The organism is Arthrobacter sp. R3-55, assembly GCF_054161505.1.
In genome coordinates, this window is sequence record NZ_CP096423.1 from 167181 (window position 1) to 183189 (window position 16009).

The 16009-nt window shown below is 63.7% G+C and carries 14 protein-coding genes; all 14 read left to right on the forward strand.

The annotated features are described in order from the left end of the window. Positions 1-49 precede the first annotated feature (49 nt). The 14 genes from gcvP (at position 50) to M1D51_RS00900 (ending at position 15976) form a co-directional block, all read left to right on the forward strand. Positions 50-2923, forward strand: a complete 2874-nt coding sequence (gcvP, locus tag M1D51_RS00835) for an aminomethyl-transferring glycine dehydrogenase (protein WP_458108155.1) — start codon at positions 50-52, stop codon at positions 2921-2923. A gap of 11 nt (positions 2924-2934) precedes the next feature. Continuing rightward, positions 2935-4083 carry a glycine cleavage system aminomethyltransferase GcvT gene (gene gcvT / locus M1D51_RS00840; RefSeq protein ID WP_458108156.1) on the forward strand — a complete coding sequence of 383 codons (1149 nt, stop codon included), beginning with the start codon at positions 2935-2937 and terminating at the stop codon, positions 4081-4083. A 209-nt stretch (positions 4084-4292) separates the two neighbouring features. Next, a complete protein-coding gene (gene gcvH, locus M1D51_RS00845; protein WP_458108157.1) occupies positions 4293-4676 on the forward strand; it encodes a glycine cleavage system protein GcvH in 384 nt (127 codons plus the stop codon). Then, on the forward strand, positions 4673-5992 hold the full coding sequence (glyA, locus tag M1D51_RS00850) for a serine hydroxymethyltransferase (protein ID WP_458108158.1): 1320 nt from the start codon (positions 4673-4675) through the stop codon (positions 5990-5992). The genes gcvH and glyA overlap by 4 nt, the downstream gene beginning before the upstream one ends. A gap of 499 nt (positions 5993-6491) precedes the next feature. Beyond that, a complete protein-coding gene (locus M1D51_RS00855; protein WP_458108159.1) occupies positions 6492-7904 on the forward strand; it encodes an L-serine ammonia-lyase in 1413 nt (470 codons plus the stop codon). A gap of 94 nt (positions 7905-7998) precedes the next feature. Continuing rightward, complete coding sequence (lipA, locus tag M1D51_RS00860; protein WP_458108160.1) at positions 7999-9018, forward strand: lipoyl synthase; 1020 nt, start codon at positions 7999-8001, stop codon at positions 9016-9018. A 486-nt stretch (positions 9019-9504) separates the two neighbouring features. After that, the gene (locus M1D51_RS00865; protein ID WP_172323863.1) at positions 9505-9960 is read left to right on the forward strand and encodes a hypothetical protein; all 456 of its coding nucleotides are present in this window, start codon (positions 9505-9507) and stop codon (positions 9958-9960) included. Between the two features lie 85 nt (positions 9961-10045). Beyond that, positions 10046-10882, forward strand: coding sequence for a COG1470 family protein (locus tag M1D51_RS00870; protein ID WP_458108161.1), 837 nt, complete (start codon positions 10046-10048; stop codon positions 10880-10882). 1 nt (position 10883) lies between these two features. Beyond that, complete coding sequence (locus tag M1D51_RS00875; RefSeq protein WP_458108162.1) at positions 10884-11396, forward strand: hypothetical protein; 513 nt, start codon at positions 10884-10886, stop codon at positions 11394-11396. Then, entirely contained in the window at positions 11393-12664 is a 1272-nt protein-coding gene (locus M1D51_RS00880; protein WP_458108163.1) for a hypothetical protein, read from the forward strand. Before M1D51_RS00875 ends, M1D51_RS00880 begins: the two co-directional genes overlap by 4 nt. Before the next feature lie 157 nt (positions 12665-12821). Then, on the forward strand, positions 12822-13886 hold the full coding sequence (locus tag M1D51_RS00885) for an FUSC family protein (protein WP_458108164.1): 1065 nt from the start codon (positions 12822-12824) through the stop codon (positions 13884-13886). Positions 13887-13952: 66 nt separating this feature from the next. Continuing rightward, positions 13953-14474, forward strand: a complete 522-nt coding sequence (locus M1D51_RS00890) for a MarR family winged helix-turn-helix transcriptional regulator (protein WP_172323867.1) — start codon at positions 13953-13955, stop codon at positions 14472-14474. Between the two features lie 114 nt (positions 14475-14588). Next, positions 14589-14954: a hypothetical protein gene (locus M1D51_RS00895; protein ID WP_458108165.1), complete on the forward strand. Its 366-nt coding sequence runs from the start codon at positions 14589-14591 to the stop codon at positions 14952-14954. Then, positions 14951-15976 carry a serine/threonine-protein kinase gene (locus M1D51_RS00900; RefSeq protein WP_458108166.1) on the forward strand — a complete coding sequence of 342 codons (1026 nt, stop codon included), beginning with the start codon at positions 14951-14953 and terminating at the stop codon, positions 15974-15976. Before M1D51_RS00895 ends, M1D51_RS00900 begins: the two co-directional genes overlap by 4 nt. The last annotated feature ends 33 nt before the right edge of the window (positions 15977-16009 follow it).

Sequence of the window (16009 nt, forward strand, 5' to 3'; positions counted from 1 at the left end):
CCCCACATCATCGTGGCGCTCACTGGGCGCCTGAATCATGGAGTTCCTCTTGACTGTTCAATCAACCCCCACCGCCTTCGCGGACCGGCACATCGGCGCCCGCCGTCAAGCCGACGTTGACACCATGCTCAAGGCCATCGGCTACGACTCTGTCGACGGCTTGGTAGATGTCGCGGTCCCCGATTCCATCCGCCAGGAAACGGCCCTGAAGTTGCAGGACGCCCTCACTGAGGTGCAGGTCCTCAGCGAGCTCCGAAAGCTCGCATCCAAGAACAAGACCGCCGTCCAGATGATCGGCCAGGGCTACTACGACACCGTGACGCCACCGGTGATCCGCCGCAACATCCTCGAAGCTCCCGCCTGGTACACGGCCTACACGCCGTACCAGCCCGAAATTTCGCAGGGCCGTCTTGAGGCGCTGCTGAACTTCCAGACCATGGTGCAGGATCTCACGGGGCTGCCGGTTGCCAACGCGTCGTTGCTGGATGAAGCGACCGCCGTGGCCGAGGCAGTGCTGCTGATGCGCCGCGCAAACAAGAACAAGACGGTCAAGGACGGCAAGACTGTCCTGGACGCGGACCTCCTCCCGCAGACCATCGCGATCGTCAAGGGCCGCGCCGAGGCCCTCGGCTTCGAGGTGGAAATTGCCGACCTCAGCGACGGCCTTCCCGACGGCGACATCAACGGCATCGTCCTGCAGCAGCCAGGTGTGTCGGGTCGCGTGTTCGACCACTCCAGTGTCATTGCTGAAGCGAAGGAACGCGGCGCACTGGTCACGGTTGCCGCGGATTTGCTGGCGCTCACCCTCATCACGCCCCCGGGCGAACAAGGTGCGGACATCGCCGTCGGGACTGCGCAGCGCTTCGGCGTCCCGCTGTTCTTCGGTGGCCCGCATGCGGCCTACATGGCCGTCCGCGAAGGCATGGAGCGCACCCTTCCCGGCCGCATCGTTGGTGTTTCCAAAGACAACGCCGGCGTCCCTGCTTACCGCTTGGCGCTGCAGACCCGCGAGCAACACATTCGCCGCGAGAAGGCCACCTCCAACATCTGCACGGCGCAGGCACTGCTGGCGATTGTGGCTTCGATGTACGCGGTTTACCACGGCCCCGAGGGCCTGAAGGCGATCGCCGAGACCGTCCACGGCCATGCCCGCACGCTCGCAACCGCACTGCAGAAGGCAGGCCGCGAACTCGTCTCCGATGCCTTCTTCGACACCCTCACCGTCCGTGTTCCCGGCAAGGCAGACAAAGTCATCGCCGCTGCCGAAGCCCGCGGCATCAACCTGCGTCTCATCGACGCGGACACTGTGGGCGTTTCCGTTGATGAAACCACGACGCCGGAGGTCCTCTCCGCGGTTGCCGTCGCCTTTGGCGCCGGCCCGGTGGGGGACGCGGCCGGGTTCGAACTGCCCTCCGGGGTAGTCCGCACCTCCGATTTCCTGCAGCACCCGGTGTTCAACACGCACCGTTCCGAGACGCAGCTGTTGCGCTATATCCGCAAGCTGTCTGATCGGGACCTCGCACTGGACCGCACCATGATTCCGCTGGGTTCGTGCACCATGAAGCTGAACGCCACCGCCGAGATGGAAGCCATTTCCTGGCCCGAGTTCGCCTCGATCCACCCGTTCGCTCCGGACCACCAGACAGCGGGCTGGCGCGAGCTGATCGAGGACCTGGAAGCTGACCTCACGGAGATCACCGGCTACGATCAGGTCTCCATCCAGCCCAATGCCGGGTCTCAGGGAGAGCTCGCGGGCCTGTTGGCCATCCGTGGCTACCACCTGTCCCGCGGCGATGAGCAGCGTAACGTCTGCCTCATTCCTGCCTCAGCCCACGGCACCAACGCGGCGTCCGCTGTGCTGGCCGGGATGAAAGTTGTTGTGGTGGCCACGGCTGCGGACGGCACCATCGATCACGCCGACCTGACCGCCAAGATCGAGGCCAATAAGGACGTCCTGTCCTGCATCATGATCACCTACCCGTCCACGCACGGTGTGTACGACGCCGACGTCCGGGAAGTTTGCGATGCCATCCACGCAGCCGGCGGCCAGGTGTATGTTGACGGAGCCAACCTGAATGCACTGGTTGGGTTGGCCCAGCCGGGCAAGTTCGGCGGGGACGTGTCCCACCTGAATCTGCACAAAACCTTCTGCATCCCCCACGGTGGCGGCGGTCCGGGCGTTGGTCCTGTGGCGGCGAAAGCCCACTTGGCGCCGTTCATGCCGGGGGACGCGAATAAAGCGGCACATGAAGACGGGCACGGCGTGGCCATTTCCGCTTCGCGCTACGGTTCTGCCGGCGTGCTGCCGATTTCCTGGGCGTACGTGAAGCTCATGGGTGGTCAGGGGCTGACGGAAGCAACCAAGTCGGCTCTTTTGGCAGCCAACTACGTTGCTTCCCGGCTGGATGAGCACTTCCCGGTTTTGTACACGGGCGAAGGTGGCCTCGTGGCGCACGAATGCATCCTGGACCTCCGCGAACTGACGGCCAGGACAGGCGTCACCGCTGAGGACGTGGCAAAGCGCCTGATCGACTTCGGCTTCCACGCACCTACGTTGGCGTTCCCGGTTGCCGGCACTTTGATGGTGGAGCCCACGGAATCCGAGGACCTCGCCGAGATCGACCGCTTCATCGAAGCCATGATCACCATCCGTGCCGAGATCGAGCAGGTAGCCGGCGGTGATTTCACTGTTGAGAAGTCGCCGCTGCGCAACGCACCGCACACGGCTGCCGCCGTCGTGAGTTCCGCTTGGGACCGCGACTACCCGCGTGAGCAGGCCGCGTTCCCCGTCCACCATCTCAAGCAGGACAAGTACTTCCCGCCGGTCGGCAGGATCGACGGCGCCGCAGGTGACCGCAACCTGGTGTGCTCCTGCCCGCCCCTCGAAGCGTTCGAGGACAACACTGCCGACGTCGAAAACTAAGGACTGCCCACATGTCTGAGAATTACACGGCTCTTTATGAGCAGCACAAAAAGGCCGGCGCTTCCTTCACCGACTTCGGCGGCTGGCAGATGCCGCTCAAATACTCCTCGGAGTTGGCTGAACACCACGCAGTCCGCAAGTCCGCGGGCCTGTTCGACCTCTCCCACATGGGCGAAGTGTGGGTGTCCGGCCCTGAGGCAGCTGCGTTCCTGGACTACGCGCTGGTGGGCAAGTTGTCCGCAGTGGCCGAGGGCAAGGCCAAGTACTCGCTGATCTGCAACGCCGACGGCGGCATCATCGATGACCTCATCACCTATCGCCGGCCCTCTCCCGAAGACGGCGTGGACAGGTTCTTGGTGGTCCCCAACGCGGGCAACGCGAAAGTGGTGGCCGCGGCCCTGTCGGAGCGGGCAAGCGCATTCGACGTCGTGGTGGAGGACGCTTCCGCCGAGACTTCGCTCATCGCTGTGCAGGGGCCGGCCGCGGAAGCGATCCTGCTGACGCTTGTCCCGGCAGAACAGCACGCGCTGGTCACCGGACTGAAGTACTACGCGGCGGTGGAGGTGCCGGTAATGTTCGACGGCGGCACTGAGCACCTGCTGCTCGCCCGGACCGGATACACCGGCGAAGACGGGTTCGAGATCTACATCTCCAACGTTGACGCCGCCGGCCTGTGGGAAGCGCTGCTCGAAGCAGGCGAAGGCCACGGCCTGATCCCGGCCGGCCTCGCAGCCCGCGACTCCCTGCGCCTCGAAGCCGGAATGCCCCTGTACGGCAACGAACTTTCCATCCACGTCAACGCCTACGCCGCAGGCCTTGGCCCGGTAGTTTCCCTGGCCAAGGAAAGCGACTTCATTGGCCGGGAGGCGCTCTCTGCCATCAAGGCTGCCGGCGTCGGATCAACGTTGGGCCAGAAGCTGGTAGGCCTCAAAGGCGCCGGACGCCGCGCCGCCCGCGCCCACTACTCGGTCCTCAAAGACGGCTCGCTGATCGGCGAAGTCACCTCCGGCCAGCCGAGCCCCACGCTCGGTTACCCGATCGCCCTGGCGTATGTCGACGTCGAGCATTCCGAGCCGGGCACGATCGTCGAGGTTGACCTGCGCGGCAAAGCCGAGCCGTTCGAAGTCGTGCCGCTGCCGTTCTACAAGCGCCAAAAGTAGCCGGGGTCTTCGGGACCGCCGACCTCTGCATGCTCGGTCGCATGGGCGCCCGCTGGGCGGACGCGACGCTCCCTTAGACGCATGCTGCCGGTCGCCGGACCCGAACCGTTGTGGATGGTGGCGCTGTTTGAACCCCTAAGCGCTGGGGATGGGGCAACCTGCCGCGGGTGATCTTGAAAAGTTTTCAGTTAGTCAGAGAAGGAGTTGGGATGAGCAAAGTAGTTGCTGGATTGAAATACTCGGCTGAGCACGAGTGGGTTGCCGTTGATGGTGACGGGGCCGTGGGGATTGGGATTTCCGCAGTTGCTGCCGACGCCCTGGGCGACATTGTGTACGTGGACCTGCCCGAGATTGGGTCCACTGTGACGGCCGGCGAGACGTGTGGCGAGGTGGAGTCGACCAAGTCGGTATCGGACCTCTACTCGCCCGTGACGGGGGAGGTGACCGAGATCAATGACGCCGTTGTTACCGATCCGGCCCTGATCAACAACGATCCCTATGGCGCGGGCTGGCTGTTCAAGGTGGCCGCCACGGAGGAAGGGCCGCTCATGTCGGCCGAAGAATACGCTGCAAAGAACGGTGGAGAACTGTGAACCCTGTATCGGTGACTGAATACCAGCAAGTGGTGTCGGCGTCGTTGGACGCCCAACTGTCAGAGCTGGATCCTGAGATCGCGGCGAAGATCGACGACGAACTGGGTCGCCAGCGCGATGGCCTGGAAATGATCGCCTCCGAGAACCACACGGCCGTGGCTGTGATGCAGGCGCAGGGTTCGGTGCTGACCAACAAGTACGCCGAAGGCTACCCGGGCAAGCGCTACTACGGCGGTTGCGAACACGTTGACGTGGTGGAGCAACTCGCGATTGACCGCATCAAGACCCTGTTCGGCGCTGGATTCGCCAACGTCCAGCCGCACTCCGGCGCCCAAGCCAACGCTTCGGTAATGCACGCGCTGATCAAGCCGGGCGACACCATCATGGGCCTGAACCTGGCCCACGGTGGCCACCTGACCCACGGCATGCGCATCAACTTCTCCGGCAAGCTCTACAACGTGGTCCCCTACGGAGTCCGCGAGGACACCCACACCGTGGATATGGCTGAGGTTGAATCTTTGGCGCAGGAGCACAAACCAGCATTGATCGTGGCCGGCTGGTCCGCCTACGCGCGGCAGCTGGACTTCGCCGAATTCCGCCGGATCGCCGACTCCGTGGGTGCCTACCTGATGGTGGACATGGCCCACTTCGCCGGCCTGGTTGCCGCGGGCCTGCACCCCTCGCCGGTTCCGCATGCGCACGTCACCACGTCCACCACCCACAAGACCCTCGCCGGTCCGCGTGGCGGGATTATCCTGTCCAACGATGCCGACATCGCCAAGAAGATCAACTCGGCCGTGTTCCCGGGCCAGCAGGGTGGACCGCTGGAGCATGTGATCGCGGGCAAGGCCGTTGCGTTCAAGATCGCCGCCTCCGAAGAGTTCCGTGAGCGACAGGAACGTGTCCTCGCGGGCTCGCGCATCCTGGCAGAGCGACTGGTCCAGCCCGACGTCGCCGCGAAAGGCATCAGCGTGGTCTCCGGCGGCACGGACGTGCACCTGGTCCTCGTAGACCTTCGCAACTGCGAACTCAACGGCCAGGAAGCCGAAGACCGCCTCGCCGCCGTCGACATCACCGTCAACCGCAACGCCGTCCCCTTCGACCCCCGGCCGCCCATGGTCACCTCCGGCCTCCGGATCGGGACGCCCGCGCTGGCTACCCGAGGGTTCGGGGAAGCGGCCTTCCGCGAGGTTGCGGACATCATCGCCGAAGTATTGATCGCCGACGCCGACGCAGACCTTTCCGGGTTGAGGCACCGTGTTGATGTCCTCGCGAAGGCGCACCCGCTGTACCCGGGAGTCGAGAACCTGAGCTAGCCGCTCGGTTGTGTTGGCCGATGGGCCTGAAGTCCTCGGCGGGCTCGGTCGCCTTCGCCCGTTGGGGCCGACATCCTCGGCGGGCTCGGCCGCCTTCGCCCGTTGGGGCCGACATCCTCCGCGGGCTCGGTCGCATAGGCATCCGCTGGGCGGATGCGATGCTCCCTTGGACGCCCGCTTCCGGATGCCGGCCCAGGGGGGCCCGCCGGGCTGCACAGAGTCGGGCTGCACAGAGTCGGGTTGCACAGATGGGGCACGACTCGCGGGTTCGCTTGTTTGTGAATGGATCCAGCTGCCGGGGGTGTTCCTTGGGCGTCCGGTTGGTTGGGGAGTGGGCATCTGGGGCCGGTTCGGGGGTTTGCTGCAGGATGTGCCGTGCGCACGGCGTGTTTGGCAGCGAAGCGTCGAAGTGGCGAAAGGTTGGGGGTTTTGTGGGGTCCGCTCCGTTTGTTGGGGGCGGGGCGGGTTCTATTTTTTGTTTATTGAGTGAGGAAAAACCATGGCCGTTGGGGTCTTTGATCTGTTTTCCGTGGGTATTGGTCCGTCGAGTTCTCATACTGTGGGGCCGATGCGGGCTGCTGCCGTGTTTGCTGGTGAGTTGAAGGAAGCTGGGGTCCTGGGTTCGGTGGCGTCGTTGCGGGTGGATTTGTATGGGTCCTTGGCTGCAACGGGTCGTGGCCACGGGACCATGACGGCGACTTTGTTGGGTTTGGAGGGGTATCACCCTGAGCTGATCCTGCCTGAGGAGGTGGAGGCGCGCTTGGCTGCTATTGCTGAGACGGGTGTGTTGAACCTGGCTGGTGCCTCGGGTGAGGGGGTGGAGTTGCCGTATGCGGTGGAGGATATGGTGTTGCATCCGTTGACGGTGTTGCCGCGGCACACGAACGGGATGAAGTTTGCTGTCTCGGATGCTGAGGGAAACATCGTGCGGGAGGCGACGTTCTTTTCTGTTGGTGGTGGGTTCATTGTCTGTGAGGGTGAGGAGAACGCCGCGCAGCGGGAGTTGGAGGCGTCCAAGAAGGAGTTGCCGTTGCCGTTCCGGACGGCGGCGGAGTTGTTGGGCCGGTGCCAGTCGAAGGGTTTGGGCATCAGCGAGATCATGTTCATTAATGAGCGGGCGTCCCGGTCCGAGGAGGAGATCCGGGAGGGTTTGCTGCATATCTGGTCCGTGATGGAGGCCTGTGTGGAAACCAGTTTGAAGCGTGAGGGTGTGCTTCCTGGCGGGTTGCGGGTCCGTCGTCGTGCTCCTGATTGGTTGGAGCGGCTCCTGAAGGAGGATAAGGACCGGAACGATCCGAAGTACTGGCAGGAGTGGGTGAACCTGATCGCGTTGGCGGTCAATGAGGAGAACGCCTCGGGCGGGCGTGTGGTGACGGCGCCGACCAACGGTGCTGCGGGGATCATTCCGGCGGTGCTGTATTACGCGTTGAATTACGCCCCGGGGATGGACAAGGCTTCCCAGCAGGATCGGGATGATGTGGTGGTGAAGTTCCTTCTTACTGCCGGTGCTGTGGGGGTTTTGTATAAGGAGCAGGCGTCCATTTCGGGTGCTGAGGTGGGGTGTCAGGGTGAGGTGGGGTCGGCGTCGTCGATGGCTGCTGCTGGGTTGGCTGAGGTGATGGGTGGTACGCCGGGTCAGGTGGAGAACGCGGCGGAGATCGCGATGGAACATAACCTGGGGTTGACGTGTGATCCGATCGGGGGGTTGGTGCAGATTCCGTGTATCGAGCGGAACGCGATTGCTGCGGCGAAGGCGATCAACGCGGCGAAGATGGCGTTGTGGGGTGATGGGACGCACCGGGTCTCGTTGGATGAGGTCATTGTGACCATGCGGGAAACGGGCAAGGACATGTCCCATAAGTACAAGGAAACCGCGATGGGCGGCCTCGCCGTCAACGTCGTCGAATGCTGAGTTGTGAGGCCCGCTGTGCGCGGTATGCCGATGCCGAAGGGCGCAGAACGGGCCCCGCAACGCAAGAATTTACTGATCAAGACAAAGGAACGTCATGACACTCGCACCTGAAGGCCGTAGGTTGCTGCGCGTCGAGGCCCGCAACGCCCAAGTCCCGGTTGAACGTAAGCCTGAGTGGATCAAGGCCAAGGTCCAGATGGGTCCTGAGTTTGTCCAGCTTAAGAACCTGGTGAAGAAGGAAGGGCTGCACACGGTCTGTGAAGAGGCCGGTTGCCCGAACATCTTTGAGTGCTGGGAAGACAAGGAAGCGACGTTCCTGATCGGCGGGTCCGAGTGCACCCGGCGCTGTGATTTCTGCCAGATCGATACCGGCAAACCGTCCCCGGTGGACATGTTCGAACCCACCAAGGTGGCCCGGAGTGTCCAGGCCATGCAGTTGCGGTACGCCACGGTGACCGGGGTGGCCCGTGATGACCTGGCCGATGAAGGTGTGTGGCTGTACGCCGAGACGGTCCGTAAGATCCATGAGCTGAACCCGGGGACCGGGGTGGAGCTGCTGATCCCGGACTTCTCCGGCAAGCCTGAGCACATCGCGGCGATCTGTGATTCCAAGCCCGAGGTGTTCGCGCACAATGTGGAGACCGTGCCGAGGATTTTCAAGCGGATCCGTCCGGCGTTCCGGTACGAAAGGTCCCTGGACGTCATTACCCAGGGCCGGGACCTGGGCATGGTGACCAAGTCCAACCTGATCCTGGGCATGGGCGAGACCAGGGAAGAGATCTCTGAGGCGCTGCGGGACCTGCACGCTGCCGGGTGTGACCTGATCACGATCACCCAGTACCTGCGCCCGTCCGAGCGGCACCTGCCGGTGGACCGGTGGGTCAAGCCGCAGGAGTTCGTGGATCTCCAGCACGAGGCCCAGGAGATCGGCTTCCTCGGTGTCATGTCCGGACCGCTGGTCCGTTCCTCGTACCGGGCCGGACGCTTGTGGGCCACCGCAATGCGGAAGAAAGGCCGGGACATCCCCGCCCACCTCGCACACATCGCCGAGGGCATCCAGGACTCCGGCACCACCCGCCAGGAAGCCTCCACCATCCTCGCCGCCCACAAATAGGCCAACTGACCCTTAAAGACCCACGCCACCACTGATGCCCGACGGCGGTCAGCCACCTCCCAGAGGCGGCTGACCGCCGTCGGGGGTTTAAGTCATAAACGCGAAGGGCTCGAACTCCAGCGCAGTTTTTGCTCAAGACGGGCACAATGTTCGCGCAGCGTAACGGGCCTGCATCACGCCGGGAGCGCCGGAGGCTGTGGTTGGCCCTCGGAACACGTTGACCACAACTGAGTACCCGCCGCCCTGCGGTTCCGGCGCCCGCGCCAGCCCATCCAAGTAGTCCGCTCCGCAAAACTGAGTACTTGCCCCGGGAATGAGCGTATTCCTGACCCCTTGGTCGGCCCGGAAAATGGCGTACAGCCAAGAGTAGCCACGCGGGCGCACAGCACAGAAACATGGGGGCATTGCTTCATCCGACAACACCGTTCGGATGCTGGGGGCTGCGAGGCGGCTCCCCGGGACATAGAAAAACCAAGGAGTCTTATCATGCGCAAGCTTTCCAAAAAGAGCCGGATCACCGCCGCCGTTGCCGGTGTGGCATTGGTAGCTGTGGGCGGCGGAGCTGCATACGCCTACTGGACCACAACGGGCTCGGGCAACGGCTCAGCTGCCAACGCCGCCGGAGGCGGAACGGTTACCCTTCACGCAACGTTCGACGCCGGCCTTGCCCCAGGCAACCAGGTCGATGTGGCGTACACGGCCGATAACTCCACCACCTCAAGCACAGTGGTGGGCGCCCTTAGTGCGACCGTGAGCACCAACGTGGCCGGCTGTCTCCCCGAGTGGTTCGAGGTCACCGCGGTGACCAGCAACAGTCCTGTTGCTGCCGGTGCCGCCGGTACCTCGGTGGGCAGTGGTGTCTTGAAGTTCAACGACAGCACCACCGTGAACCAGGACGCCTGCAAGTCGGCCGTCGTCACGGTCAACGTCTCCAGCCTGTAGCACCGGCCGGCCGGGGACCGCCCCTCAGTGGCGGTCCCTGGCTGATCTTTCCGCCCGGCACTGAACACGTCCGAAAAGAGTTTCCATGGACCCCCGTCCACAGCGCACTGCGCCATTGCACCGAGTCGGAATACCCCTGCGCGCGCTGCTCCTGGCGCTGGTAGTTGCTTTCGTGCCTGTTGCGGCGCTTGCAGCGGGCGGGAGCCAAGGTGGTCAGGTCAAGGCCGGTAAGGGAATCACCCTGACGTTGTCGCCGTCCAGCCGCACAGTGGATCAGGGCCAATCTGCCAGCTACACGGTTGCTGTGGCATCCACGGGAGGTTTCACTGGACCGGTGACGTTCGCCGTCACGGGTTTGCCGGCCGGAGCGGCGGCCGCATGGTCGCCGTCGTCGGTGGTTTTGACGTCCGGAGGCGCAACCCAGACGACGTTGAACGTTACTACCGCCGTGGGCACCCCGGCTGGAAAGTCGGACTTCACCGTAAAGGGGACGGCAGGAACGCTTCAGGCAACGGCGCAGGGGCAGCTGCATGTCTTGAACGTCAAACGAAGCTTTGACGTGAGCGGTACCGTCAGCGGGCTGCTGGCCCCGGGAGTTACGCGGTCTGTGGACCTGCTGATCGCCAACCCGGACAACAAAACCATCGCGGTGACCAATCTGTCCGTCGCGATCAGCCAAGTGGTGCCAACACCCGCTGCGGTGGCGGCCAACCTGCCCTGCAGCGCCGCTGATTACAAACTCACCCAGTACTCCGGAACCTATCCGCTGACCGTGGAACCTGGTGCGCGATCACTCTCGTCGCTGGGCGTGCCCGAGCCGAAGCGGCCTCAGATTTCCATGCTGGACACTTCCCGGAACCAGGATGGTTGCAAAGGCGCAACCATCCTGCTCACGTTCACCGGCACAGGACAGGCGAACTGACATGACGAGCGTCCGAACTCCACGTACTCCCGCAAAAGGTCGCTTGGCAAGAAGCGCTGCCGCCACTCTTGCCCTCTGCCTCCTGGGTGGCGCAGGATCCGCCTATGCCTACTGGGCCGCTGCCGGTAGCGGCAACGGATCGGCAGCCAACGGCACGCTTCAGACAGTCGCAATGGAGGCACTTGTCCCGGGCGACACCCTGCAGACCAGCTTGTTTCCAGGGGGGACCGCAGACGTCCTTCTCCGCGCCTCAAACCCCAACCCCTTCCCCATGACCGTCCATGGTTTCGCGGCCAACGGACCGGTAACTGCCGACGCCGCCCACGCCGGCTGTACCACTACGGGAGTCACGTTCACGCCCCCGGATGCGGCGATAAGTCCTCCTGTGGTGATCCCTGCGAACTCATCCATTCTGCTGACGCTTCCGGGCGCCGCCAGCATGGACGTGGCCTCGCTCTCCGCCTGCCAGGGTGCCCAATTTTCCGTTCCTGTGACGCTGGAGGTGCGGAAATGAGCGGTCTCCGTCAGAACCGTCCTTCGGGCGCCCTGTTCAGCTGGCGCAGTAAGCTTGCGATCATCGTGGCAGGCATTCTCCTCGTCTCCTGGGGAGGGCCGGCTGCCAGTGCATTCTGGAGCTCCATCAACAGTGGCGCCGGCGCGGCCGCGGCCGATTCCGTAGGCCAGGGCGCAAGACCGGCTACCGGCATCAACGGCGTTAACGTCACGGTCACGTGGACGGCAAGCACGACGGCGGCAGGACGGTCCGTAACCGGCTACAGTATTGCCCGCTACAGTTCGGCGACCGGCGGGACCATGGTTCCAGCGACAGGTGGATGTGCGGGAACAGTCGCCGGACTGAGTTGCGTGGAGGCCGGAGTGCCTGCGGGAACCTGGTATTACACCGTGACGCCCACCCTTTCCCTGTGGCAGGGAAACGAAAGTCAACGCAGCTTAGGCGCCACGCCTGTCACGGACACCACCCCGCCCCTGGCGCCCGTGCTAACAGCGCCGGCCTATGTCAACCAAGCCAATGTCAGCAGCGTTCCGGTCAGCGGTACGGCGGAAGCCAACTCCTCTGTGACCCTGACGGTGACTGGTTCCGGCGCGCAGCCGGTGACGCAAACCCTGGTGACCAACGGTGTGGGCGTATGGACAGCAGCTCCGCTTAACCTTTCTGCTTTCAGTGATGGAACCATTTCCTACTCGGGCCGCGCGACAGATACCGCGGGTAATACAGGCACTGCCGGTCTTGCAACGTCCACCAAGGACGTGGCAGTGCCCACCGTGACCGGGGTCCAACTGAACAATGGCACAGGGAAGACTCTAGGCGTCGCGGAACAAGGAGACTCTGTAACGCTGACCTTCTCCGAGGCTCTCAGTGCCACCACCATCTGCAGCGCATGGACCAGCAACACGGCAACGCAGACCCAGAGCGGGAATGGCAGCAGCCAGGTGCTGGTGAATATCAGCGCAGGTGACGTCCTGACCGTGACCCAAGCGGGCTGCCCCAACCTTAGGGTCGGCAGCGTGGCACTTCGTGGGGATTACACCGCCACAGCCCTCACCTTTGCAGGGAACAACGCCGGCGGCTCAATCCTGACATGGAACCCGGGCGCCAGGACCCTGACTATTACCTTGGGAGCGGGAGGGCCAGGGGCGCTGACCGTACCTGCTGCGCCGGCACCACTTCCGGGATACGCTCCTGCCTCGGGCATGACGGATATAGCCGGCAACCCGCTGGCCACCACCCAGGTCAACAGCCTCGCAGCATCCCGCTTCTGACCCTGCAGTTTTTGTACGGATAATGCCCTGATAACGCGTGATTCGGGGCACTATCTGTACAAAAACTCCAAGCAGTCCAGCGTCCGGAGCGTAATCTTGAACGGACGCCAGCGCCGTCGTCGTACGTTTGATCCTGCGACGAAAGGCGAACCGCCCCTTGAAGGCTGTAGCGGAATTGTTCACGATGGGTCCTGGAAACAAGGACCACCATCCCGCCCTCCGCTGCGCTGTAGGTGTGTTTGTTCCCCTGATTACGCTGACGCTGATCGGGCGGCTGGACCTGGCCGTGTTTGCCTCGTTCGGTGCTTTCACTGGAATTTACGGCCGCAACGAGCCCCACGGCGTCCGTTTCCGCAGCCAATTGCGGGCCGGCGGCTTCATGCTTTTAATCATCCTTTTGGCCACCCTCATGGCCCGCTTCGCGCAGGCTTCCGGGATAGAAGGTGCCGCTTATTCGTGGCTACTGACCGCTGCCACAACAGTTGTTGCAGGCGCGTGCTCAGTGGTGGTGGCTGCGTGGCGGCTCCGCCCAGGCGGCTCCCTCTTTCATATTTTCGCGTTTGCCGCCATTGCTTCCATCGCCGCCCAGCCCCCTCTGTGGGAGGCAATGCTGGTGTCGGTCCTGACCACGGGTTTCTGCCTTCTGATCGGTATGTCCTCACGCGTGGCCAAGAGCCACCGGACGCCGTGGAAGCCGCCACCGCCCATCCGTCACACCGCTGCTGAGCGGCGGGCGATCTGGCTGGAGGGCGGCGGCTATCTGGTGGCTGCGGGCCTTGCGGGCACAATTGCCACTTTGGTGGGGGAGCGGCTTGGGTTCGGGCACACCTATTGGGCGATGGTGGCGGCCGTGGTTCCGCTGGTGGGCCATTCGACGCGCCACCGGGTGAGCCGCGGCATCCAAAGGATCGCCGGCACAGTCATTGGGCTGGTGCTGTTGGCCGGAATCCTGTGGCTCAACCCCGCGCCGTGGGCCATGGTCCTGGTGATTGCTGCCTGCCAGTTCGGCGCCGAAATGTTCATCGCCCGGCAGTACCTCGTGGCGCAGGTCTTCGTCACTCCGCTGGCCTTGATTGCCACACTCCTGGCGGCCCCTGTCGATCCTGGTTTGCTCCTGCGGGACCGCATCATCGAGACCGTTATTGGTGCCGCCGTCGGCGTTGCAGTAGTGGTGGCGCCGGCTATCTGGCGGCGGGTTCGAAAGGCGCAGGCCGGGGCCTGAACCACCCGAAGGTCAGCGGGCCCTTGGATTATCACCTAGTATCAATTGGTTAGACAAGCGAGATACATGTCTACCAAAGGACTGGTGATGAACGACAAAAGTGAGCGTCAGGGCTATTGGTACGGCCTGGAAAGCCGCAAGCAAATGGGCGCAGTGGACGTCCTGAACGCACTGAGGGACTACCGCTCGGCCGAAGCCGACATGCGCCGCCGCACGCGCAACTCCATGGGCATGGGCGAAACCGACCTTGTGGCGTTGCGTTACCTCCTGGAAGCCGAGAGGGCCGGGCGAGAGGTGGGCCCCAAGGAGCTGGCGGTCCGCCTGGGCGTGACGTCCGCATCCATGACATCCCTGGTGGACCGGTTGGTGAGGTCCGGCTATGTCACCAGGGAACCGCACCCCACGGATCGCCGTGCCCTGATTCTTCGCCCCACTGCCGATTCGCACCAAGAGGTTCGGAATACGATGGGGGACATGCACGCCCGCATGATGGAGGCCGCCGAGACATTGAGCAGCGATGACTCCGCCGTGGTGGTGGAGTTCCTTCGGCGCATGCGCCAAGCCATCGACAGCATCGCGTCCTCCTGAGTCCCGGCTGGACATAATTCATAAGTACACATATAACTAGATAGCCAAGCTACTTACTAGTGAATGTGTGGGAAGACGATGACAGTCGCGCTGCGTGAACCAAGTTCCACACCAGTGGCTGAGAATGACGTGCAGGTTGTAACGGATCAGGCGATCCCCATGGGACCCGTGCACTGCGGCTCGCACATGGCCATTTCCGCCGGACCGGCCTACGACGCCATGAAGTGGGTCTCGGTGGAGCCCATCTGGCCGGAGTGGGCCTGCGGCTGTGGCTTCCGTATGGATATCGACGCCCTTGACCCCGTTAGCGGAGTCTGGGTAGCTGCGCTTCGCCGGCAGAGCCTTCAGCACGAACTCGCCATCTCCCAAAACACCCTTGCGCTGGCCTTCAGGAAGGCAGTTGATGCTGGAGTCAACCCCCAGGCGCTCGCGGAGGTGGCCGGCGTGCCGGCCACCGAAATCGAAACACTCCTGGCGTGACCACCCTTGACGTAGCGGCCGTCCGCGCTGATCGCGGGGCCGCGTGTCGAAACACGGCGCAGTCAGGGTCAACCCAGCCAGGGTCAACCCACACAGGGATGGCACGCAGCAGCCAACAGCCCGCTGTGTCCCAGCCCGCTGTGTCCACCCAGCCAACTGAGCCCACCCAGCCCACCCAGCCCGCTGAGCCCACCCAGCAAGAGGTAGTGCTCGGCGGGCGGTACCGGCTGGGCGGGCGGCTTGGCGGCGGCTCGGAAGCCTACGTCAATGAAGCCCTTGACCTGCGCACGGGAAAGCTCGTGGCGGTCAAGATCTTCAGGGCAACGCAAGACGGCACCACGGACCCGGCCAAAAACACGCCCTTTGGCCGCGAGGTGGACATCCATGGCCGGCTGCGTCACCGGAATATCGTGGCGGTGCTGGGCTCGGGAACCATGATGGAGGAAGACCCCCGGCGAAGCCGCAACTACCTGGTGATGGATCTGATGGACGGCAACGATCTCCGTTCCATCCTCCACGAAGGCCCCGTTTCCCCGGAGCAAACAGTGGCATGGATGAGCGGGATCGCGAAGGCGCTCACTCATCTGCATCGCCGGGGCATTGTCCACAACGACATCAAGCCCGGAAATATCCTGGTGGACTTCCACGCGGATCCGGACGGCCCCGGGATCGCGAAGTTGACCGACTTCGGGATAGCGATCGACGGGCGTCATTCCGCACCCAAATCATCCTCGGGAACACCGCATTACTTGAGTCCCGAAGAGGTGTGCGGCGGTACGTCCACGTCGGCCAGCGATATCTATTCACTGGGCTTGGTGGCACTTGAATGCCTGACCGGAACCAAAGCGTTCCCAGGCCCTCCCCTCGAGTCCATGGTTGCCAGGACTCTGGGGGAACCTCGAATTCCCGGCACGGTTCGGCGGCGTTGGTCCATGGTGCTTCACGCCATGACCGACCCCGATCCTGCCGGCAGGCCGTCTGCCAGCCAAGCCGTCGGTATGCTCCGACGGCTCGTCTGGTAGCCAACAATCAGGTCGATAGCGGCATGCGTCCTT